At 37.5% G+C, this 21,281-nt stretch carries 17 protein-coding genes, 1 tRNA gene and 1 pseudogene; 5 read left to right on the forward strand and 14 right to left on the reverse strand.

Annotation, left to right across the window (positions count from 1 at the left end):
* Positions 1-111 (reverse strand): CoA-transferase (locus tag KNQ97_RS17620; RefSeq protein ID WP_275945709.1); only part of this gene is annotated, 111 nt, incomplete at its 3' end.
* Between the two features lie 160 nt (positions 112-271).
* On the opposite strand from KNQ97_RS17620, the gene KNQ97_RS17625 reads away from it, so the two are divergent.
* Positions 272-637: a nuclear transport factor 2 family protein gene (locus tag KNQ97_RS17625; RefSeq protein ID WP_000392591.1), complete on the forward strand. Its 366-nt coding sequence runs from the start codon at positions 272-274 to the stop codon at positions 635-637.
* A 32-nt stretch (positions 638-669) separates the two neighbouring features.
* On the opposite strand, the gene KNQ97_RS17630 is transcribed toward KNQ97_RS17625, so the two are convergent.
* The 6 genes from KNQ97_RS17630 to KNQ97_RS17655 all read right to left on the reverse strand — a co-directional run bounded on the left by KNQ97_RS17630 (position 670) and on the right by KNQ97_RS17655 (position 6,073).
* Positions 670-1,005: a Rieske (2Fe-2S) protein gene (locus tag KNQ97_RS17630; protein WP_000247645.1), complete on the reverse strand. Its 336-nt coding sequence runs from the start codon at positions 1,003-1,005 to the stop codon at positions 670-672.
* Between the two features lie 2 nt (positions 1,006-1,007).
* Complete coding sequence (locus KNQ97_RS17635; RefSeq protein ID WP_253612533.1) at positions 1,008-1,859, reverse strand: dioxygenase; 852 nt, start codon at positions 1,857-1,859, stop codon at positions 1,008-1,010.
* 91 nt (positions 1,860-1,950) lie between these two features.
* Positions 1,951-3,018 carry a maleylacetate reductase gene (locus KNQ97_RS17640; protein ID WP_000990946.1) on the reverse strand — a complete coding sequence of 356 codons (1,068 nt, stop codon included), beginning with the start codon at positions 3,016-3,018 and terminating at the stop codon, positions 1,951-1,953.
* Positions 3,019-3,023: 5 nt separating this feature from the next.
* Positions 3,024-4,490, reverse strand: coding sequence for an aldehyde dehydrogenase family protein (locus KNQ97_RS17645; protein ID WP_001095978.1), 1,467 nt, complete (start codon positions 4,488-4,490; stop codon positions 3,024-3,026).
* 64 nt (positions 4,491-4,554) lie between these two features.
* Positions 4,555-5,562: a hydroxyquinol 1,2-dioxygenase gene (locus tag KNQ97_RS17650; RefSeq protein ID WP_103236053.1), complete on the reverse strand. Its 1,008-nt coding sequence runs from the start codon at positions 5,560-5,562 to the stop codon at positions 4,555-4,557.
* 16 nt (positions 5,563-5,578) lie between these two features.
* Positions 5,579-6,073 (reverse strand): hypothetical protein, encoded by a 495-nt coding sequence (locus KNQ97_RS17655; protein ID WP_001277452.1) that lies wholly within the window; start codon positions 6,071-6,073, stop codon positions 5,579-5,581.
* Positions 6,074-6,473: 400 nt separating this feature from the next.
* Here KNQ97_RS17655 and KNQ97_RS17660 point away from each other — a divergent pair, with 400 nt between their 5' ends.
* Complete coding sequence (locus KNQ97_RS17660; RefSeq protein ID WP_103236054.1) at positions 6,474-7,742, forward strand: MFS transporter; 1,269 nt, start codon at positions 6,474-6,476, stop codon at positions 7,740-7,742.
* Between the two features lie 236 nt (positions 7,743-7,978).
* Complete coding sequence (locus tag KNQ97_RS17665) at positions 7,979-8,929, forward strand: LysR family transcriptional regulator (protein ID WP_103236055.1); 951 nt, start codon at positions 7,979-7,981, stop codon at positions 8,927-8,929.
* A gap of 112 nt (positions 8,930-9,041) precedes the next feature.
* Here the strand turns inward: KNQ97_RS17665 and KNQ97_RS17670 are convergent, their stop codons facing one another.
* From KNQ97_RS17670 to KNQ97_RS17690, 5 genes and pseudogenes are all read right to left on the reverse strand, one after another.
* Positions 9,042-10,250 (reverse strand): OprD family outer membrane porin, encoded by a 1,209-nt coding sequence (locus tag KNQ97_RS17670; RefSeq protein ID WP_103236056.1) that lies wholly within the window; start codon positions 10,248-10,250, stop codon positions 9,042-9,044.
* A gap of 15 nt (positions 10,251-10,265) precedes the next feature.
* Positions 10,266-11,246: a formylglycine-generating enzyme family protein gene (locus tag KNQ97_RS17675; RefSeq protein ID WP_253612534.1), complete on the reverse strand. Its 981-nt coding sequence runs from the start codon at positions 11,244-11,246 to the stop codon at positions 10,266-10,268.
* Positions 11,247-11,354: 108 nt separating this feature from the next.
* A complete protein-coding gene (locus tag KNQ97_RS17680) occupies positions 11,355-13,094 on the reverse strand; it encodes an arylsulfatase (RefSeq protein WP_103236060.1) in 1,740 nt (579 codons plus the stop codon).
* Between the two features lie 369 nt (positions 13,095-13,463).
* Positions 13,464-14,025 (reverse strand): annotated as a pseudogene (locus tag KNQ97_RS17685) (TetR/AcrR family transcriptional regulator).
* Between the two features lie 804 nt (positions 14,026-14,829).
* Positions 14,830-15,708, reverse strand: a complete 879-nt coding sequence (locus KNQ97_RS17690; protein WP_000732870.1) for a MetQ/NlpA family ABC transporter substrate-binding protein — start codon at positions 15,706-15,708, stop codon at positions 14,830-14,832.
* 843 nt (positions 15,709-16,551) lie between these two features.
* Between KNQ97_RS17690 and KNQ97_RS17695 the strand changes: the two genes are divergently transcribed.
* Together KNQ97_RS17695 and KNQ97_RS17700 are read left to right on the forward strand one after the other, a co-directional pair.
* On the forward strand, positions 16,552-17,640 hold the full coding sequence (locus KNQ97_RS17695; RefSeq protein WP_253612535.1) for a YjgN family protein: 1,089 nt from the start codon (positions 16,552-16,554) through the stop codon (positions 17,638-17,640).
* Between the two features lie 20 nt (positions 17,641-17,660).
* Positions 17,661-18,752 (forward strand): M48 family metallopeptidase, encoded by a 1,092-nt coding sequence (locus KNQ97_RS17700; RefSeq protein ID WP_213064260.1) that lies wholly within the window; start codon positions 17,661-17,663, stop codon positions 18,750-18,752.
* A gap of 163 nt (positions 18,753-18,915) precedes the next feature.
* Here the strand turns inward: KNQ97_RS17700 and KNQ97_RS17705 are convergent.
* Together KNQ97_RS17705 and KNQ97_RS17710 are read right to left on the reverse strand one after the other, a co-directional pair.
* A tRNA-Ser gene (locus KNQ97_RS17705) sits at positions 18,916-19,005 on the reverse strand.
* 85 nt (positions 19,006-19,090) lie between these two features.
* Positions 19,091-21,121, reverse strand: a complete 2,031-nt coding sequence (locus tag KNQ97_RS17710) for an NADPH-dependent 2,4-dienoyl-CoA reductase (protein WP_005132852.1) — start codon at positions 21,119-21,121, stop codon at positions 19,091-19,093.
* Positions 21,122-21,281: the final 160 nt, after the last annotated feature.

Genomic DNA, 21,281 nt, shown 5'->3' on the forward strand with positions numbered 1-21,281 from the left:
AATGAGTTCAGCGGGTTGTCCTGCGGTACCAAAACCACCAATCAGAATGGTTGCACCATCTTTAATCTGCGATAGAACCTCGCTTAGTGAGGACTTACTTTTGTCAATCATAATTCATCCATTATTCTAAAATCCCTTCCCTCTATTGTATTGCGTTCGTCCACATAAATAGCCTGTGAAACTGCAAATACAATGTTCTGTAATTTAGAACAATCCCACTGCTCCAAACTCAATATGATAAAGACATGATCAATCATAAGGAGTCAACGATATGGAAGAGCAAGTCCGTGAAATGGAAAAACAGCGCTTCAACAGTCTAATTAATAAACAATATGATCATTTTGCTGCAATGTGTGACCAACATTTACGTTATGTACACACTAGTGGCACAGTCGATGATTTGTCTGCTTTTATGAACAAATTACAGGCGGGTTATTATGATTATCAACACATTGATTACGATATTATTAACGTGGTTGATATGCAAGATTGTGTGATTGTTACTGCCAATTTTCATGCAAAGTTACTGGTCGGCAAGCAACCACGCACCTTACAAAATCGGGCATTGTCGATTTGGAAAAAGCAGCAGGATCAGTTGAAGTTGATGATGTATCAGGCAACTCCTTTTAGTGCTTAATCAACATATAAAGCGTTAGCGACAAATCAGCGCTAACGTTTTAAAAATACAACACCATCTGTTACATCGATAGGTACAGCCTTAAGATAATGACCTTTACAGGGCCCATCCACACATTCTCCAGTGGTAATGTCAAACATGGCAGAATGATGGGCACACATGATCAACTTATTCTTGTAAGTACTAAACACCCCATCCTTATAATCCAGTTGTACTGAAAAATGTGGACAAACATTTTCATAGGCATAAAAACCATTCTGCCCTTTGATCACCACAATACTTTTTTTCTCATCCTCTGGATGAAGCACCCGAAAGCAGATCTTCTCCTGAAAATCGGTCTGCTCACAAAGCTTAATTAAGTTAACCATGCTCAAGCCTCCGAAAGAATAAAATCGTATTCCATCAGATCATAATCACCGTCTAAACCGTATACAGCTTGGCTTTGAGGATCTGCTTGTTTCGATTCATGGCAGACAATTAACCGATCTTTTACGCCAAATACAGCGTCATTTTGTAAGTATTCATCATTCTCTAAAAAGATATGCGTGACAAGAGGTTGATAACCTTCGGCAACGATTTTGAAATGAATATGTGCAGGTCGCCAAAAGGTTCGTTTGGCATAATTCAGCAGTTGTCCCACCGTACCATCCGAAGGAATTTCATAACTGACGGGTAGAATAGATTTAATCGCATACGCACCATCAGCTTGACTCACAAACACTCCACGCAGGTTATCAATTTGCTGTTCAGGATCTTGACCAGAATACATGCCATTGGCGGCTGTTTGCCAGACATCAATATAAGCATTAGCTATTGCTTCGCCTTGTGTATTACGAATATTGCCTTTAATCAGTAAAGGGCGGCATTGCTCAGCATTTTCGATCACAATGCTATCTGCAAAGTTGCGAACTGGCATATCGGCAATAAAGAATGGCCCGAAAACAGTAGACGGCGTTTGAACTTCATTTTTTTGATGGTTAATTTGATCAACCAACATAGAAATACCGAGTACATCAGAGAGCAAAATATACTCTTGTCGTTGCTCATGGCAAAGTTGCCCAGTTTGGGTTAAAAACTGGATAGCTTGCATCCACTCAGCTTCGGTCAGTTGAACTTCGTTGATATAGTCATGCAACTTTTGTACGAGTGCTGTGATTAAAGTCCGGTGACGAACATCTTCTATACGTTGGAAGCTTTGAACAGCTTGGGTTGTTACGCTCATGATCAATTCCTTTTTTGCGGCGTGAGTCACCCGCCCGCAGCAAATAAAGTACTGCGGTCAGATCTATCTTCATGATGAGTTTCGGTTTGTCTTAAACCGGTGGCAGCCCTTGATAAGCTTTGGTGAGCAAATCAAGTAACTCGTCGTAATCATAGCCACGTGGGTTGTAGTACGGACTGTCACAAATAATTCGCGCCACTTCAGCAGGCCCTTGTTCCGGCAGGCCAATATCTTTTAGTGCCAATGGAATATTTAAAGACTGGTTTAATCGATAAATTGCCATACCAACGTCTTCACGACTTGCTACGCCTAATGCCCCTGCCAATCGATCCATGGCTTCAACATCAGCATTACGGTTGTAATGTACCGAGTAAGCCAAAGTAATGGCATGTGCCTGTGCATGCGGCAGGTTAAAGGTTCCACCCAAGGTATGGCAGATTTTATGGTGAATTGCCATGCCAACAGAGCCTAAACAAATACCCGCCAGCCATGCACCATAAGTCGCTTTTTGACGTGCTTCAAGGTCATGTGTATCTTTAACAATCGCTGGTAATGCGGCTTTTAACGCCTGAATCGAATCCGTTGCCATCAAGCTAATAATCGGATTTTTGTCCTGTGCATATAGGGCTTCCACCGCATGTGCCATCGCATTCATGCCGGAACAAGCCGAAATTTCTGCGGGTAGAGTTATGCTCAATTCTGGGTCATAAATCACCACTTTGGGTAACACATGAATGTCTTTACCAGTAGTTTTCAGATTATTTTCGGTCAGACCATATACCGTAGTCATTTCACTACCGGCATAGGTGGTTGGAATAGCCACAATCGGGGTATGAATTTTTAAAGCAATCGCTTTAGCCAGACCAATGGTCGAACCACCACCCAATGCCAAACAACAATCAATATTGTTGGCTTGCACATACTCGACGGCTTGATTCGCCACATCAACCGGAACATGCATTACTGCATGTGGATATACGCCCACGGCAATATTTGCAAGTTGTTCTGCCAGCTTTTGGCCTGCGTCTTCCTGCTCAGGGGTCGTTAGTACCAAAACTTTCTGATAGCCATGCTGTGTCAAAATCTCTTTGATTTCTTTAGATTTGCCATTGTCAAAATACACGTCCAATGGCAATGACTTATAATGGAATGCATTCATGCTGTTTATCCTCGCTGAAAATGCGGTGGAATATTTGCATCAACATTGACCCAAATCGATTTGGCTTCCGTATAGTCATGGATGGCTTCAAAACCCATTTCACGACCATAACCCGATTTGCCTACACCACCAAACGGACTGCCCGGATTGACACGTTTATAGCTGTTAATCCAGCACATTCCGGCATTAATCTTTTTGGCAAACTGGTGCGCACGTTGTAAGTTTTGTGTCCATAAACCACTGCCCAAACCATATTCAGTACAGTTGGCAATATCCAATGCTTCATCATCAGTTTTAAAGCGCAATACCGTTACGAAAGGCCCAAACACTTCTTCTTGTGCTACACGGTCCATCGGTTTGGCTTCAACCACCGTTGGTAAAACGTAGTAGCCATTTTGAAGGCTGGAATCTTCTGGTGCCTTACCACCTGACAGGACGTGTCCACCCTGTTCTTTGGCAATTTCCACATAAGACAATACCTTGTTGCGGTGAGCTTCCGAGGTCAATGGTCCCATTTCGGTGTTTGGATCTAGCGGGTCACCTAAACGGATGGATTCTGCCAGTTTGATAAATTTTTCCAGGAACTCATCGGCAATAGCCTCATGCAGCACCAAGCGTGATCCAGCAATACATGCTTGTCCCTGATTGTGGAAAATCGCCCATGCTGCACCGTTTACTGCTGCATCAATGTTGGCATCTTCAAACACAATGTTGGCACCTTTACCACCCAGCTCAAGCTGTACGCGTTTTAAGTTACCTACAGATGAGCGGACAATGTTCTGACCTGTTAAAGTTGAACCAGTAAAGGCAATTTTGCCGACATCTTCATGCTCTGCCAGGCGTTGCCCTGCGGTATGACCATAACCTGTTACCACGTTAACTACACCATCTGGAAAACCGGCTTTTTTCACTAATTCAGCAATTTTGAGCGTCGATAAAGGTGTCAATTCTGAAGGTTTCATCACCACGGTATTACCTGCCGCAAGCGCAGGGCCAAGTTTCCAGCTGGTAAACATAAGCGGGAAATTCCACGGCACAATCTGCCCAACCACACCAATTGGTTCACGAACCACGTAGTTTAAAAAACCTTGCTCAACCGGAATAACCGAACCTTCAATTTTGTCAGCCATACCACCAAAATAGCGGAAACATGCCGCGGTACGTGGTACATCTAAACGGCGTGAATCACGAATCGGATGTCCGGTATCGAGTGACTCAAGCTGAGCCAATTCTTCCAGATTTTCCTCAATCAGATCAGCAAGTTTTAATAATAATCTGCCACGTTCAGCCGCTGGCGTTGCTGCCCATGCCGGAAAAGCACGCTTTGCCGCAGCAACAGCAATATTGACATCTTCTGCTTCAGCCGCCGCAATTTTGGTAATTAACTCGCCATTAGATGGATTGAGTACATCAATGGTGCCACCATTTTTTGCAGGCACGAATTGGCCATCAATAAATAATTGAGTATTCATAATTTTACCTAATGAGTATTAGAGGCTGTTAAATGTAGGAAGTTAACAGCCTCTAGCTGAATGCTTAGAATTGGATTGGATAAGGAGATAATTCGCCTGACTCATAACGTTCAGGTAGATTTGGTGTCGCATTTTCCCAAACAAGTAACATTGAGCGTTTAGTTGAGTATCCTTGATGACGAATATTGGCTGGCATTGCTGCGATATCCCCCGCTTTCATAATGACGCGGGCAATAGGACTACCATCTACTTTATCGCCAATATCCCAAGTGATTTCATCTGATAATTGCAAGAACCACTCTACGCGATCATTGCCATGAAAAATTGGTAAAATATATTCTTCTGTAGTAGGGCAGAATAAGCTCTGTTTACAAACAGAAGTTACAGAAGGATTCCATGTCACATCTGAACGCGACAGATATTTAAACAAGTTAAAACCACTAAGTTGACCTTCAAAACCAGGTTCACAATATATAAGTGGATCATCTTGAGCCACATCTTCAAACTGACGGTTAACTGGTAAATCATCACGTAAAGGCGAATCATCAGGTAACCCAGGCATACGTTTGGTGGCAATTCGATAACGGTCAATCGCTTCTGAATTATCACCATGCTTACGACCAAAAGCAGAACCCGTTTCTGCTGGGGCAGCAAATGGATCAAATCCTTCACTTACCCAATCATGTAAAATAGCTTTAAAAGTCGCCATGATTAGTGGAGTTTCAAAGTTCTCAACATAATCTACCCCTGCTGCTTTTAATACCCCATTAAAAGTGCCAGCATATAAGTCGACATTGCCATAGTGGTTTTGAGTGCCAATAACATGATCGAAGTTAACCCAACCATAGAAAAAACCCCAAGCAACATCTCTCATCAAAGCCCGTAAAAAAGCATCAACAGACATTAAATGAGAATGCTCTTGACCTTTTGCTTCCCATGTTACTTTGGCAAAGTATTCATCACGGCTAAACTTAAAATTACCTAACTGGAAAGTTGAATAACCTGAAATTTCATCATATCCAGTAATCGTTACACCATCATCTTCAACAAATTTATTTTGCATCGCATTCATTTTCATCTCTCCTTGATTACTTAATACAAATGTCATTCCATTTTTCGACAGAAAGTGGACCTTTAATTGTTTGGATTAACATCACTGATTTTTTTGATGCATCAAAACGATAGGCTGATCCGACTGGTAAAATTGCTTGATGACCTTTTTTCAAGACAACATATCCCATTGGTATTCCATCTGGTCTCTCTCCCGCAAGATGAGTACCCTCTTGATCCTGTAAGACTATTGGGTCTTTTAATTTCAAATAATCGACACGAACTTCGCCATCCATTACAATAACAAATTCATCATGTGATGCGGTATACCAAGCAGATTGTCCTTCTGCCAGAACAGATTCAATGACAAACTTGAGGTTCATCCCAACAACTGTTTTTTCATAAGGTTTGCTCATTGCTGCCACTTCAAAAATATTTGAAAAGGCATAATTAGTAGCTTCACCCTGAATAATCTGGATTGAACCTTTTTCGTAGTTTTCCAAACTACCGAGCTTTGTTGTATAAGCACTCATTTCCATATTCCTTACTGAAATTCTTCGTGTATGGTCTTTCCTCGACAGTTTGAAATTACGCCAATCCCTTGTTGAAGACAATGAAGAAAGCAGCAACATGAATGTTTGCAATCTGCGAACAATTAAAAAAACAAATATAAAAAACAAAATCTTACAAATACTTTCTATAACAATCCTCTGTTTTAGTCACATTGACAGCTCAGCATACTTTGCACTTGAATAAAAAACGTTCGGATGAAGTACATAAGTTATGTGCTCTCATAATTTTTTTACGAGAAGAGCAAAGGCTATCGTAGTAAAAACTGTTTACATCCACTACTCACTGGAATTGAAAGTAGAAAATTATCATATTTAATTGATTTAACTTTCTTTTTTAAAATTCATTTAAAAGGATATTAAGATGAATCTACAAAAATGGGATACTTCCTATGAATGGAAAATTGTACTTCTTCTCACTCTTGGTTTTGGACTTGTAGGATTAGATAGATGGATTATTGCACCATTACTACCTTCAATTATGAGAGACCTCTCTTTAAGCTATCAGGACGTTGGTCTGATATTTGGAGCATTAGGTATCACATGGGGTGTTTTTGCAATTTTTGCTGGTAGTCTCTCAGATAAAATTGGTCATCGTAAAATCTTAATAGTATCACTACTTGTCTTTTCTTTAGCTTCTGGTTTTTCTGGTTCAGCAATGGGACTTACGAGCTTAATATTGATCCGAGCATTGATGGGAATTTCAGAAGGAGCATTTTGTCCGACTAGTTTTGCAGCAACAGCTGTAGCAGCAAAACCTTCACGCCGTGGAGCATTACAAGGATTGCAGCAAAGTGGTTTTGCCTTATTTGGTCTAGGCCTAGGACCACTTATCGCAACTCAACTACTTTTAATCATACCATCTTGGCGCGAGGTATTTTGGGTAGTTGCAATTCCTGGATTCATTTTAGCTGCTTGTCTTTTCTTTGTATTAAGAGAACCTCAAAATACTCAAGGGGGACAATTATTAATTGCTCAGAAAAATACTGAAGCTCATGTAAAAGTTAATTGGATGGAATTATTAAAGACACGTAATATTTTGCTAAGCATGATCGGTCTCTTTTGTACAATGTCCTGTGTTTTCGTGATTAGTGCAATGGTCCCTCTATATCTTGAAAACTTTTTAAAAATGAATCCACAAGATATGGGGATAATTGTTTCTGCAATTGGATTTGGTGGTTTCTTGGGTCAATTTCTTGTTCCTGCGCTTTCTGACTGGATTGGCCGCCGTATGGCTTCTATTTTAGGATTTCTAGGTTCAGCTATTTTCATTTATTTATTTGCGAATGCTTCAGCATCCGTATCTGTTCTATTTGGATTACTGTTTGTAGTCTCATTTTTTAGCTTAGGTCTAATTGCTTTACTTTCAGGTCCATTAGCTGCTGAATCTGCCCCTGTAGGCTTAGTTGCATCTGCAATTGGCCTTGTTGTTGGCGCTGGTGAAATATTTGGTGGAGGTGTTGCTCCAGTAATTTCGGGAATAATTGCTGAAAACTATGGTATTCAAAATATTTTCTATCTAAGTTTAATAGGAGCAATTATAGGTATGTTTATTAGTTTCTTTATTCTTGAAACAGCTCCGCGTAAAGTACAAAATATCCAAGCATTTGAAATTGAGCCAACTCAAGAATAGTTTACATCTTTTATTAAAAGCATTCTTAAGGAGTGCTTTTTCTACTCTATCATGTTAAAAAATATATAACTTTTCAAACTTTTAGCAAACCTGTCATTGATACCTTTTGCTTGCATATCAGGCATGCTTTAATTTTTCTAAATGTATAACTGATTATTTAGGTAATTTAAGTAAATCTGTAAATTTCATCGGGTATAAAATCAATACCTTTATTTTCATAGTTGATGGATTAACTCATGGATAAATTACAATGTATGGAAGCCTTTGTGAGAGTCGCACAAAGTGGAAGTTTTATTCAGGCCGCAGAATCTCTTGGTGTTACACGCTCAGTGATAAGTACACGTATTCAGCAGCTTGAAAAATTTGTAGATGCACCATTATTTCATCGTAGTACACGATCAGTAAGATTATCAGCTATTGGTGAAAAGTATTATCCTGAATGTGTAGAGCTAATTAGTCGTTTCGAGCAGCTAGCCGATGAGATGTCACATGCAAAAAATGAGTTACATGGTCGCTTACGTATTTATATGGCACCAGGTTTTGCTTTAAGCTATTTCAGTAAACTTTTATCTCAATTCACTACACAATACAGAGATATTGAATTAGATATTGTTGTATATGATAAAGTCATTGATCCAATTTCTTCTGGATTTGATATCGCTTTTCAGATGTTCCCCCCAAAAGGTGAAAGTCTAATTGAGAGAAAAATTTTTAATATAAACCGTGTAATGTGTGCTTCACCAGAATTTATCGAAAAACATGGTCAACCCCAAAGCCCACAGCAGCTTCAGCAATTTGAATTAGGCTATTATTCGGGATACCCTGAAAGAAATAAGATCCAATTTATGATCAATAATAGATTCCATGAATTCTCTATTCACGCAAGGGTCTCATCAAGCTCAATTCATTTATTACATGATTTTGCATTAACAGGAGGAGGAATCGTTTGCTTACCAACAATTGTGGCTCGAGAGAGCCTTTTAGATAAAAAACTGACTCCTGTACTTATAGACTACCCACTGCCTAATTATGGATTAAGAGCAGTATTCCCTTCAAACTCTAGAAATTTAACCAAGATTCGTTGCATGATTGATTTTCTAGTTGAAAAACTTGATCTAGTACCTGAGTGGGATCAACAGCTCATCGAAAAGGGATATTTATCACCTATGGTTAAGCTGTTTCAATAATTAATCTTTACCCTCATTACTTCAATTAAGAAAAGAACTGCCTCAACCAGACAGCTCTTCAAATATACTATTCATGATGTAAAAAAGAACTGAAATTATCTTTATTTACTTCTTAAAAGTTAAGCGTGTATGAGGTAATAATCCGGTTTTCCATATAGTCCCCTCCAATATCATTTTTATAATTTAAGTTAAGCCATTGCAGGCCAAGCTCTTTGAATTTTCCTTCTTTTATTTTGTAATTCATAATGAAATCAAATTCACTTTCATCAAATCCTTTTTCATTATTAATTAGATAATTTTTCCCATCAACGTAACGAAGTAAAAAGCTCAAACCAGGCATTAACCAGCCAGCATCATGATTAAAAGTGAAGTGGTATGAAAGCTCATTAGCTTTATTGAAAGTGCCTTGCGTCCAATTAATATAACTAAGAACAGGAACAGCCCCATCTAACATAGGAAAATCAGTATTCCCTCCAATTTTTTGAACCCCTATACCGAAAGTATTTGGTCCATACCCAATCTCTTGCATCAAACCAAAATATTGATTATCAATTTTTCCTAATAATTGACGTCCGGTCTCTTCTGTATAGTAATAACGGAATTTAGTTTTTAATCTAAATTGATCAAAATCTTCTTTTAAATTTAGCCCCAATGAATACTGATCATATAAATCTTCTAGCTCGCTCACAAATAACTGTGTATCAAGTTTTCCTTGAAAAGATTTATGTTTTAGATCGATATATGTTAAACCATCTGATTCATGATTTTTTACAGATAATTTTTTAAATTTTTCCTCATTTCTTACTGAATATCTATTTAAATGACCAATATCTATATTTAAATCTTTATTAATCTGCCCTGAGTATAAAACTCCTTGATAGATCGTTATTAGTTGGCGACTATAATCCGTAGTAGCAAGAGGCGTATCAACCCATTGCTCTCCCCAACTTAACTTATGTTGTTTATGCTGAAAGCCAATTGATCCTGCAATTTTGTTATAACTTGAAGCTTGCTTTTGAGAGCCTTTATCGAAAGGCAAGATTAAATCATTTAAATGATTATCACTACTTAAACGCTGTGCATACTGCAAGGATCCTGTTATTAATAAATTTGTATCTTGAGTTAAGTTCTGCTTAGTACTTGCTCGAGCAATTACTCCCTGACTCCAGCTTCCAATCGAAGGCTTACTGTCATCGTTATAATCCCGATCTGCATAAAGATTTTTAAATGTTAAATCTACGTTTATGTCTTTTGCAAAGACGACATTAACCTTTGCCGCCATGACCAAAAGACATGGCACAATATAAATAAGTTTATTCATTTTTAATCCATTAATTTATTTAATATTTTTTACAGTCCTGAATCCTACATGACTGATTCCTAAATCGGCCTCTTGTGAATGGCGCGCTGATGCTCGATAGCGCATACAATAATTAGAGGCACATAAAAATGAGCCCCCCTTTATCGTATAACTGTTAAAAACTTGAGGATGACCCGTGTGTAATTGTTGCTCTCCCATATGGTCATCATGAGTCCCTTTAAATGGACTACTTGTGTACTCCCATACATTACCGATCATGTCATATAGACCAAATCCATTTGATGGAAAACAACCTACTGGTGCGACATCCTCAAATCCATCTTTATTTTCATTTTGATAAGGGAATTGCCCTTCCCAAACATTTGCATCTATATGCTCAAGATTTGCACTAATATCCCGCTCTTTACTGAAGCCTTTAGCTGCATATTCCCATTGTTCTTCAGTAGGTAAGTCTCTTCCTAACCAATCGGCATAGGCCATTGCATCTTTCAATGTAATCATGCGGACAGGCTCATTAGGAAGAATCTGCCGTGTAGCATCTGGTCCCCAAGGATGTCGCCAATTTGCCCCTTTCATCAAAGACCACCAAGCCAGTTCAGCAACTTGTTCTTTTGGAGGAGTAAATACGGCAGCTTCTCCTTGTGACTCTGCCTCCGTTAAATACCCTGTAGCTTTTACAAAACTTTGAAATTGTGCATTTGTCACCTCAGTCGCATCAATCCAGAATTCTTTAATTGTACGATCACTTTTATAGAGTGCTTTTTCTTCAGGATAACTATTATTGTTTCCAATCTTAAAAGTCCCACTAGGTATTTTTACCATCCCAGCATAGGCATCTTTTTGCCAGTTAACAGGTAGACCTGAATACTCTTTACATTTATTTAAACTTCCTAATTGTTGTAACTTAGGTCCCCGAATTTGCTTTTTGGAAGGCTTACTACATCCTGTGGCTCCCAAAATACAGGCAAAAACCACTACACATTGAATAGTTCTCATACCAATTTCCTTTTGAGATTCAAACCAATAAATATTATATTTCGAGAATCAACTGAGCTTACTCAAATGAATAAGCTCTATTTAAAATCCCCAAAGTCAGATAATTCCTTAGTGAGCAGTAGTTGACTGATTAGCTACTTGTTTTAAAAATTCAGGTTGAATGCATTTATCATAAAAACAATTCATTTGACCATATTTATAACGTACAGGAGCTTCAGTTACACCTACACGTTTGGCATATACATCCCAATCTGCTGCTAGTTCCTTTACTTTTTCTGGTTTTTTAAGTGCCAAATTAATACGGTAAGAAGGATCAGTTTTACGGTTATATAACTCCCATTGTCCTGTACCGTAAGGAGGAGCCTGATACTGAATAGCCCAATCTCCCTTATAAAGAGCACGGCGTGTGTTAAATTCCCATCCTAACGTTCTTTCTGGTAATTTTTTCCCGCTAAAAATAGGTAAGAATGAACGACCTTCTAACTTTAAAATTGGATTTCCTTCAAAATTTTCTGGGCGTTTAGTATTTGTAAGATCTAAAACTGAAGGTACGAAATCCATAACATGCAGTGTTTCACTATTAATCTGCCCAGCTTTAACTTTAGCTGGATAACGAATTATGGCTGGGACATGAATTCCCCCATTCGCCAAGAAGCTTTTAAAATATGGAAGCGGTGTTGAAGCGACTTGTGCCCATTGAGGTCCTAATGTTACATACGAACCCTTACGTCCCATGTTTTTAGGGCTGTTATCAAATGTAGCATTTACCCACTCTCGGATACCATTCTTATCCTCAGTTGTCCCCAACGATTCAGGAGTAGCAGACTCAGCGCCATTGTCAGACATAAATAAAATAAGCGTATTATCTAACTCTCCACTACGCTTTAAGTAATCAATTACACGCCCAATATTGTGATCAAGATTATCGATCATTGCTGCATAAATTTGCATTGTTTTTATTTGATCTTGTTTTTGGCTTTCTGTTAACTGCTCCCATGCAGGGAAAACATCCATTAATGGATTATTAATTTTTGTTCCCTTTGGCATAATTCCAAGCTTAATCATACGCTCTAAACGAGCTTGGCGAATTTTTTCATACCCTTCTTTATAATGCCCTTCATATTTTTTCAAATACTGATCAGGTGCTTGTAACGGCCAATGTGGTGCGGTGAAAGCCAAATATCCAAAAAAAGGTTGTCCTTTTTTTCGATCATTTTCCATATAGGAAATCATTTTAGTTGTAAAAAAATCACTTGAATAAAAATCTTTAGGTAAATTTACATCTTTACCATCTTCAAGATAGCGGGCTTTATAATTACCAGGGAACATTTGGCTTGCATCCATATGTGCAGCACCACCTGGCATTAGTGTAAATGAGCGATCAAAACCTCGAGCTTTTGCATTACTGTCTTCAGTGGAGCCTAAATGCCATTTACCTGCTACAAATGAAGCATATCCTTGAGTTTTTAAAATTTCAGCTAAAGTAATTACTCTTTTATTTAAGCGACCTTCATAACCAGGTTTACCTTTTTGTTCAGGCTGCAAATACTCAGCCATGGTTCCAAATCCGGCTTGATGGCTATCATTGCCCGTCAAAAGCATGGAACGAGTTACTGAACATGTTGGACCTGCATGAAAATTAGTTAGAATAGCGCCTTCTTTAGCGAGCTTATTAATATTAGGAGTTCGTATTTCACTCCCAAAAGGCTCTGTATCAGAAAAACCCAAATCATCTGCAACAATCACTAATACATTAGGTTTCCTAACAGTATCGGTCGCATTAGCCAAAGCTGCACATAGCATCGTTGGTATAAATAATGATGCGATTGTCAGTTTTTTTCTAACCATAACAAAATCCTTATGAACAGTTTTATTTTCTGCAATAAATCCTTGCATCTAGGAAATATACATTTATATACTCAAATGAATACAATCAAATATGCAAATTGAGAGTTCTTATATTTCGAACAAATATTTTTAAGAAAAACTAAAGAATCTTTGTAGAGCCCTTATAAAAATATTTTTTGTTCTTATATAAGCTTATAGACTCAACAATTAAAAAATATTCAAAAATTTGTCTTTTTATATACACCTAGTCTTAAAAAATTGTTTCTTTCACTTCTAAATTATTGCAAATATTTTGATAAACATATATTTGCAATAATAACACCTCTCCATTACACCGTGTTTAGTTACAACCAATGCACCCAAAACTTTTTATTTGCATGAAGTTAGTCCTCGTAAAAAATATTCAAACACACTCTCCCTCTCGCTTACCCTGCCAGAACTTAAAAGCTGAATTGTGCCTTCCACCATATATAAAAATAGTTTGGCATCGGTAAAAGAGACATCGGTTTTTAGGGTTCTAAGCTGGCTATAAATTTCATTTTTTTAGCCATGTTCTATAGCGCACTGCGGATTGATAAGCGTTGGGATAGCTATTTTTAATTTCAAAAACGGCTTTAAATAATAAGTAATACGGCCCTTCTAAATCGGTATGTAGAAAGTAAAGCTTTTTGAGTTTATCTATTACAAGAGTGTTTAAGTCATATTCGACCATTGCGACTACTTGTTCCTGGAGCTTTTCTTTTTGCACCATCAGGCAAATTTCAATGAGTCGTTCTTTAGAGTGAAAATAATTATAAAAAGTCGCTTTAGTAATCTCTGATTCTTTCACTATTCTGTCGACCCCAATAAGGTGGAACCCACGGTGATGAAACAGATCAATTGCTTTATTTACAACGTATAAGGCACGTGTTGGGAGAACTAAATTTGACATAGTTTTACCGTTATAAATTCTTGTTGTTTCTAAATGAGATACTTTTTTAGGAGAAAAAAAGGCACATCAAAGCCATAAAGACTGTGCTTGGCACATCTCAAGTTTTATTGTTGATGCAAGTTTTTTGAGCCGTAATGACTTAAAGCATGAAAACCCTACAGGCTATCAAGCTGCTTTAAATTGTTAAGTTGTGTCGTTATAGCTTTTGGCAAAGGCTGCCAAAAAATAGTGGATGTGCAAAGCCAACTCCTTTTTATTGGGAGTTCTGCCAAAATATTTAAATTATGGTGGCAGAACGAAAGGGGGTTCGCAGACTGGAAACAAAGGAACCAGCACACCAGAGGTGTCCCCCTTCCGCCCTACCGTAGAGAAAAAGGGGGCGAACGAGTTCCCGACACACAAAACAAGAATTTTGCATATCGACTTTGTTTTCCCGGTCTGCGACAACCGGCTGGCAATGTGGCCAGCATGCGAAGAATAGTATTCCACCCTCTTGTAGTCAAGCACACAAAATGACATTTGATTTAAATTAGATCATTAAAAAGTAAGGATAAATAATTAACAAGTTATTGTTAAAGTAGGATTTATAAAGAGAATGAACACTAGATAATAAAGACTCAATATTCGATCCTCCTATTAAAGAGGAATTCCTATAGAAAGCGTTAATGCATTTAAATAGTGTTGGGTGAAAAAATTTCTAGATACATATACGGAGGAAGAAAATGGCATTATTCCAAATAAAATAAAGCTAAGCCACGATAACCGCGACTTAGCTTTAAAAAATAATTTTAATTAAAAAATTACTTATTTGATGTCTGCAAATTCAGAAACAGGCTTGTTCACTTCAACTTTTGTGCCGCCAAATTTTTCATTTACAAACTTTTGTACTTTAGGTAAGTGGTAAAGTTCACCAAGCTTCGTATAGATCGGGTCATTTTTGTTCGCTTCAGCAACACCCAATAAGTTGACATAAAGCTTAGTAGACTGATCGATTGGCTCACGGAAGATTGCGTCTTTCATTACATTGAGGCCACCCTCAAGTGCCAATGTATTACCCAGTACAATCGCATCTACATCGTTTTTAACACGAACTGCGGTTGTCATTTGAATAGGTTTTAATTGTAAGTTTTTAGGGTTTTCAGCAATATCATTCACTGTCCCTTTTACAGGGTCAAAACCTGGTTTAAGTTTAATTAATTTAGCAGACTGCAATAATGTTAATGCACGAGCTTCGTTAGCAGTATCGTTTGGAATTGCAATGGTAGCGCCTTGCGGGAACTCATCAACGGTTTTAACTTTATTTGCATAAATACCCATTGGTTCCAAGTAAGTTGTCGCAACAGCAGCAACTTTAGCTTTATTTGAAGCATTATAAGCTGCCAAATAGTTGAATGACTGGAACGCATTTACATCTTGTTCGCCACTTGCTACAGACGTATTGAGCACAACATAGTCAGTTAAATTGGTCACTTCGAGTTTAATGCCCGCTTGAGCAGTTTCAGGAAGTGTTGCTACGTATTTCCATACGTCCGTATCAGAACCTGTTGAAACCAATTTAATTGTACGAACTGACTCAGTTTTATCTTTGGCTGCTGCTGTATTTTCAGTTTGTGCAGGTTGCTTATTACATGCTGTCAGTGTCAGTACAGAGGCACTGAACAGTACGCTAAATAATTTTTTCATAAATATATCCTAAAATAGGAAACGCCTCCCCTAAATCAGAGAGAGACATTTCCAACCATTGGGTCGAAATGCAATATTTGGCTGGATATAATTTCCAGATATAGGGTTTAGAAGCCTGATTTCAGCATCATTCCTTCCGTGAATTTGCACGCTGAACAATAGAATTATGTTTTGAAACAGTTTCTAAATATGGCCTCATCATATATCAATAAATGAATATTCTACAAATAACTTGTTCGATTCTGATATATAGGCCACTTATTACTAAGATATTGAAAACAAAAAATATATTATATAAAATATAGATTTTTGATTAAAATATGCACTTGTTTGATTTATATAAGTTTTTCAGGATTTATTAGCAAGATTTAAGCTAAATGAAGTTGTAATTTTTATCCTTGGCTTAAAAAATCTTCGGTTTCACAAAGATTTTTGAATTTGGCGGAAGCGACAAAATTTCTCATTAGCAATATAAGCTATTTATATAAATTATTTTTTATTATTTAAATTTTTAATAAAAATAAATTTTATAAAGATATATTCTATTAGCTCCAAGGAAGGTGAATAGTATGAAATAAATGATGTAGAAAAGTTCCAGTTCAAATTAGTGTGACTACTAAATTTAAAAACATAATAATGCATCAATATCTCTTTAAAACTATTATGTAAATTTCTTGCAATAATTTTTTGTTTCACACAACTCAGTGAAAGGCCATAATAAATTATTGTTTGCTTTTTATCCTATTTATTTCAATTTATAAAAAATATATAATATTCCTCAATAGTTTTCTAATTATCTATTACATTCATTCATGATCATATATTTTCAAGAAAGAGAATAAAATGCAAGACCAAGCTTTGCCATCATTCCCTCAAGATTTAAATGAGGATCAAAGTATTACACGTCCACCAATTTCATACTCAGGTATTCATCATTTTAAATTTCACGGTAATGCCTCAGAATATTTTGGAATTTGGATCGTTAATATTCTTTTAACTATTATTACTTTAAGCTTATATGCGCCTTGGGCTAAAGTTCGTCGTTTACGTTATTTCTATGGAAATACAGAGTTTTTTGAACGTCGTTTTGATTTTACTGGTATTCCAACCAAGATTTTGATTGGGCGTTTAATTGCATTAGGAATTTACGTAGCATTTTCAATTTCATCACAGTATTCAATTATTGCAACTGTAGTTGGAATAGTTGTGTTATATATGGCTGTGCCTTGGCTAATTCGCGCTACTTTACGTTTTACTGCAAGAAATAGTAAGTATGGTAACGCACGCTTTTATTTTGGTGGTACTATAAAAGAATCTTATAAAATTTTCCTTTTAAGTATATTGGTATATATTTTCACATTAGGAATTTTTACGCCTGTAGCTATTTGGCTATATAAAAAATATTATCTTAATCACCTATATGCTGGACAATTAAATTTTAAATTAAACGTGAACTGGACTGCATATATGGCTGCAGTTTATGTACCCATTTTTATTGCTCTTGGCATCATTGCTATCTTTTCAATTATTTATTTTAGTATTTTAGGAACCCTTTCCGGGTTCTCATCGAATTCTGTAATCTTTGGGATATTTATGATGTATGCCATTATTGGATTATTTATTTATCCATTAATTGCTGCGCGTCTTTTCATTACTACATGGAACAATACTACAGTTGGAAACAGTCAATTTAAAACAGACTGTAATCAATGGCGTTTTGCATGGATTGTAGCATCAAACTGGGTAGTAAAAATCTTAACCCTAGGTTTAATGTCTGCTTGGGCCGCTGTTCGCATTCACAAATATCAGGTTGAATCAATGAGCTTAATCTTGCTAGATGATCCAGATAAAATGATGAATCTAGCTCAGCAAGAACAAAGTGCTTTAGCTGAAGAAATCAGTGATATTTTTGATATTGATATCTCCCTATAATAATCTGAGTTTAATAATTTATGTCCCAAGCAGTAGATATCATTTTCTATGATGGCATAGTGTCTAAACCATACCATGCACAGATTTCAGCTCAATCTGAAACTGAAGTTCTGATTCGATATGGTGAGCAATTAGAACAACAGCGTCATTATCAATACACTGATATGAAATTGATTGGTGCTCTGGGACAGTTACATCCAGTAATTGAATTAGACGATGATGCACGAATTGAATTTCATGGTGCATTACCTGAATGGTTTAATTATTCAACTAAAAAGATTCAACATTCGATTTGGAAATTTGAACGTTCTCCAAGTCTTATTTTTTTTAGTTTAATTTTTGTGATTACTTTCGGAATCAGTTTAGTAAAATGGGGAGTTCCCGCCACTTCCCATTATATTGCTTTTAAATTACCAGAGAATAGTTTAAAGAAACTAGGAGATGAAGCCGAGAATTATGTACTAAATAATTGGACTGCACCCAGCCAATTAGCTCAAACTCAAAAAGACCAAATTACTAAACAATATTTGAATACTGTTGCTGAAAACAAACCAGCCAAATTAGTGTTCCGTAAAGGTAATCGATTAGGGGCAAATGCTGTAGCACTACCCAATAATACAATTATCATTACAGATGAACTGATTCAAATAGCCCATAATAATCAAGAAATATTGGGAGTATTAGCCCATGAACAAGGACATTTAGTTTATCGCCATAGTTTACAACAAGGATTAACTAGTTTAGGACTAAGTGTATTATACATTGCGATGACAGGTAATAATTCAGATTTATTTACGTCGTTACCTGCTGCTATGGTTGGTGCAAATTACTCACGTAAATTTGAGTCCGAAGCCGATCTATATGCATTACAACTGATGGATAGGAAAAATATAGAAGTCTCACACTTTGCAAATTTCTTACAACGTTTAAACGATAAAACAGAAGAAGATCTAAATAAAGCAAGTCAGTCCACCTCACCAACCTCTCAAAAAGAATCTTCAGATAATAAGCTATCTATAGCTGTTGTTGATGCTTTATCTTCTCATCCTGCAACTGAAGAACGTATTCGAATGGTTCATGATTTTGAGAAAAAACAACACGCTAAATATTAAATACTAGAAAAATTAGTATTCAACCTTAAGAAATTATGAAATATAAAATTAAACTGGAGTCTAATTCTGCCCAACTCAATCTAAATTTTTATATAGGGGAGGATGAGGGGTAAAATAATAGATATAAAAAAAGCCCCTGCTTTTAACAGGAGCTTTTAGAATTTGGCGGAAGCGGTGAGATTCGAACTCACGGAGGACTCACACCCTCGTCGGTTTTCAAGACCGGTGCATTAAACCGCTCTGCCACGCTTCCATGTGCGTAAGAATACAAAGCTTATTCATTTTATTCAAGAAAAAAATCATCGCTTTGTGTTCAAGTGCATATTGTTTCATCAATTTTACAGTTGGGCAGCCAATTCTGCTCCTTCTTTAATCGCACGCTTCGCATCTAGCTCTGCTGCGAGCTTTGCACCACCAATAATATGGTAGTTCGCTATAGTCGACTCCCCTTCTTTTGGCATCAAGTCTTTTACCGACTCTTGCCCCGCACACACCACAACGGTATCTACACGTAAAAGCTGGTCTTGACCATTATGCTCAATCCAAAGCCCTTCATCGGTAACTGCTTTATATTGCACGCCACGAAGCATGCGTACACCATGCTTTTTAAGCTGGGCACGATGTACCCACCCCGAAGTCTTACCAAGACCAATACCGAGTGGGGTTGTTTTACGTTGCAGCAAATAAATTTCTCGTATCGCTGGCTCAACTACTGGTGGTTGCATACCACCTTCAGAAACATAATTTGGATCTGGGTCTACACCCCACTCACGTTGCCACTCGGCTAAAGGTTGAGGCTGTGGTTGATGTGGTGGTTTAAGTAAAAATTCTGAGACATCGAAACCAATACCACCTGCCCCAATCACTGCAACTTTTCGTCCAACTTCAGCGCCCTGTAAAACTTGAGCATAAGAAAGAACTTGAGGTGAATTACTTCCTTCAATCTTTAATGCACGCGGCACGACTCCAGTCGCCACAATCACCTCATCAAAACCTTCACGTTCAAGTTGTTCACGATTAACACGAGTATTTAAACGAACATCTACCCCTGTTTTTTGAAGTTGTACTTTAAAGTAGCGAATCGTTTCGTGAAATTCTTCTTTACCCGGCACAACCTTTGCAAAGTTAAACTGACCACCTACATCTGCATTGGCTTCAAACAGGGTCACTGCATGACCGCGACTTGCAGCAACAGTTGCAGCAGACATACCGGCTACACCACCACCTACAACGGCGATACGCTTTGGTTGTTTGGTTTTTAAATAAACCAATTCAGTTTCATGGCCTGCACGTGGGTTTACTAAACAAGACACACGCTTATTTTTAAATGCATGATCTAAACATGCTTGGTTACAGGCAATACACGTATTGATTTCATCTACACGATTGGTCGCAGTTTTATTTACCCAAAAAGCATCGGCCAATAAAGGGCGAGCCATTTGAATCATATCTGCTTTGCCGGCTGCCAAAATCTCTTCAGCAGTTTCAGGCATATTAATACGGTTAGACGCAATGACTGGAATTGAAATATGTTGTTTTACATGAGCCGTATAATCGACAAACGCGGCACGAGGCACAGAAGTGACAATAGTCGGCACACGTGCTTCATGCCAACCAATACCCGTATTTAATAAAGTGACACCCGCTTTTTCTAAAGCTTTCGCAACCGTAACCACTTCTTGCATGGTGTTACCGTCATGCACAAGGTCAAGCAGCGATAAACGGAAACAGATAATAAATTTTTCGCCAACTTTTGCGCGGATCGCTTTGACAATTTCAACCGGGAAACGCATACGGTTTTCAATTTCACCACCCCAACGGTCTGTACGCTGGTTTACATGGCGACTTAAAAACTGGTTAATCAGATATCCTTCCGACCCCATAATTTCAACGCCATCGTAGCCTGCCTTTTTGGCAATGTCGGCACACTGTGCATAATCTTCAATGGTACTGAGAATATTTTTTTCAGAAAGTTGACGTGGCTTAAATGGTGAAATCGGTGATTTTATTGCACTCGAAGACACTACAAATGGCTGGTAACCATAGCGTCCCGCATGCAAAATTTGCATCAAAATTTTTGAACCATGCTTATGAACGGCATGAGTCACCAAACGGTGCTGCGGAATATCAAATAAGCTATTCATGGTTCCGCCAGCCGGAGCCAACCATCCTTGACGGTTCGGAGAAATACCGCCAGTCACAATCAAACCAACTCCACCTTTGGCACGCTCTTCAAAATAAGCTGCCAGTTTTGGGTAGTTAAAAAAGCGGTCTTCTAATCCCGTATGCATAGATCCCATGACCACACGGTTTTTAATGGTTGTGAAGCCCAAATGTAATGGTTTTAATAAATTGGCGTAACTTGTCATGCTGCGTCCCAATATTTTTTTGCAACTTGTTGCATAGTACTTTAATACTTTTTTGATAATTTTGGATGACCAAGAATTATTTTTTATTTGAGATTATGGTCAATCTATAAATGAAGCAGATAATCCCATATTTTTCTTTAAATAATAAATAGCCACCAGA

The organism is Acinetobacter sp. UC24323 (assembly GCF_024151445.1).
In the GTDB taxonomy this organism is placed as follows: domain Bacteria; phylum Pseudomonadota; class Gammaproteobacteria; order Pseudomonadales; family Moraxellaceae; genus Acinetobacter; species Acinetobacter baumannii.

Bases quoted from the DNA above. Each gene is read 5' to 3' on its own strand.
- KNQ97_RS17625 (WP_000392591.1), top strand. From the start codon at position 272: ATGGAAGAGCAAGTCCGTGAAATGGAAAAACAGCGCTTCAACAGTCTA.
- KNQ97_RS17630 (WP_000247645.1), bottom strand. From the start codon at position 1,005: ATGGTTAACTTAATTAAGCTTTGTGAGCAGACCGATTTTCAGGAGAAG.
- KNQ97_RS17650 (WP_103236053.1), bottom strand. From the start codon at position 5,562: ATGAATGCGATGCAAAATAAATTTGTTGAAGATGATGGTGTAACGATT.
- KNQ97_RS17645 (WP_001095978.1), bottom strand. From the start codon at position 4,490: ATGAATACTCAATTATTTATTGATGGCCAATTCGTGCCTGCAAAAAAT.
- KNQ97_RS17660 (WP_103236054.1), top strand. From the start codon at position 6,474: ATGAATCTACAAAAATGGGATACTTCCTATGAATGGAAAATTGTACTT.
- KNQ97_RS17665 (WP_103236055.1), top strand. From the start codon at position 7,979: ATGGATAAATTACAATGTATGGAAGCCTTTGTGAGAGTCGCACAAAGT.
- KNQ97_RS17680 (WP_103236060.1), bottom strand. From the start codon at position 13,094: ATGGTTAGAAAAAAACTGACAATCGCATCATTATTTATACCAACGATG.
- KNQ97_RS17710 (WP_005132852.1), bottom strand. From the start codon at position 21,121: ATGACAAGTTACGCCAATTTATTAAAACCATTACATTTGGGCTTCACA.
- KNQ97_RS17655 (WP_001277452.1), bottom strand. From the start codon at position 6,073: ATGAGTGCTTATACAACAAAGCTCGGTAGTTTGGAAAACTACGAAAAA.
- KNQ97_RS17670 (WP_103236056.1), bottom strand. From the start codon at position 10,250: ATGAATAAACTTATTTATATTGTGCCATGTCTTTTGGTCATGGCGGCA.
- KNQ97_RS17695 (WP_253612535.1), top strand. From the start codon at position 16,552: ATGCAAGACCAAGCTTTGCCATCATTCCCTCAAGATTTAAATGAGGAT.
- KNQ97_RS17700 (WP_213064260.1), top strand. From the start codon at position 17,661: ATGTCCCAAGCAGTAGATATCATTTTCTATGATGGCATAGTGTCTAAA.
- KNQ97_RS17675 (WP_253612534.1), bottom strand. From the start codon at position 11,246: ATGAGAACTATTCAATGTGTAGTGGTTTTTGCCTGTATTTTGGGAGCC.
- KNQ97_RS17690 (WP_000732870.1), bottom strand. From the start codon at position 15,708: ATGAAAAAATTATTTAGCGTACTGTTCAGTGCCTCTGTACTGACACTG.
- KNQ97_RS17640 (WP_000990946.1), bottom strand. From the start codon at position 3,018: ATGAATGCATTCCATTATAAGTCATTGCCATTGGACGTGTATTTTGAC.
- KNQ97_RS17635 (WP_253612533.1), bottom strand. From the start codon at position 1,859: ATGAGCGTAACAACCCAAGCTGTTCAAAGCTTCCAACGTATAGAAGAT.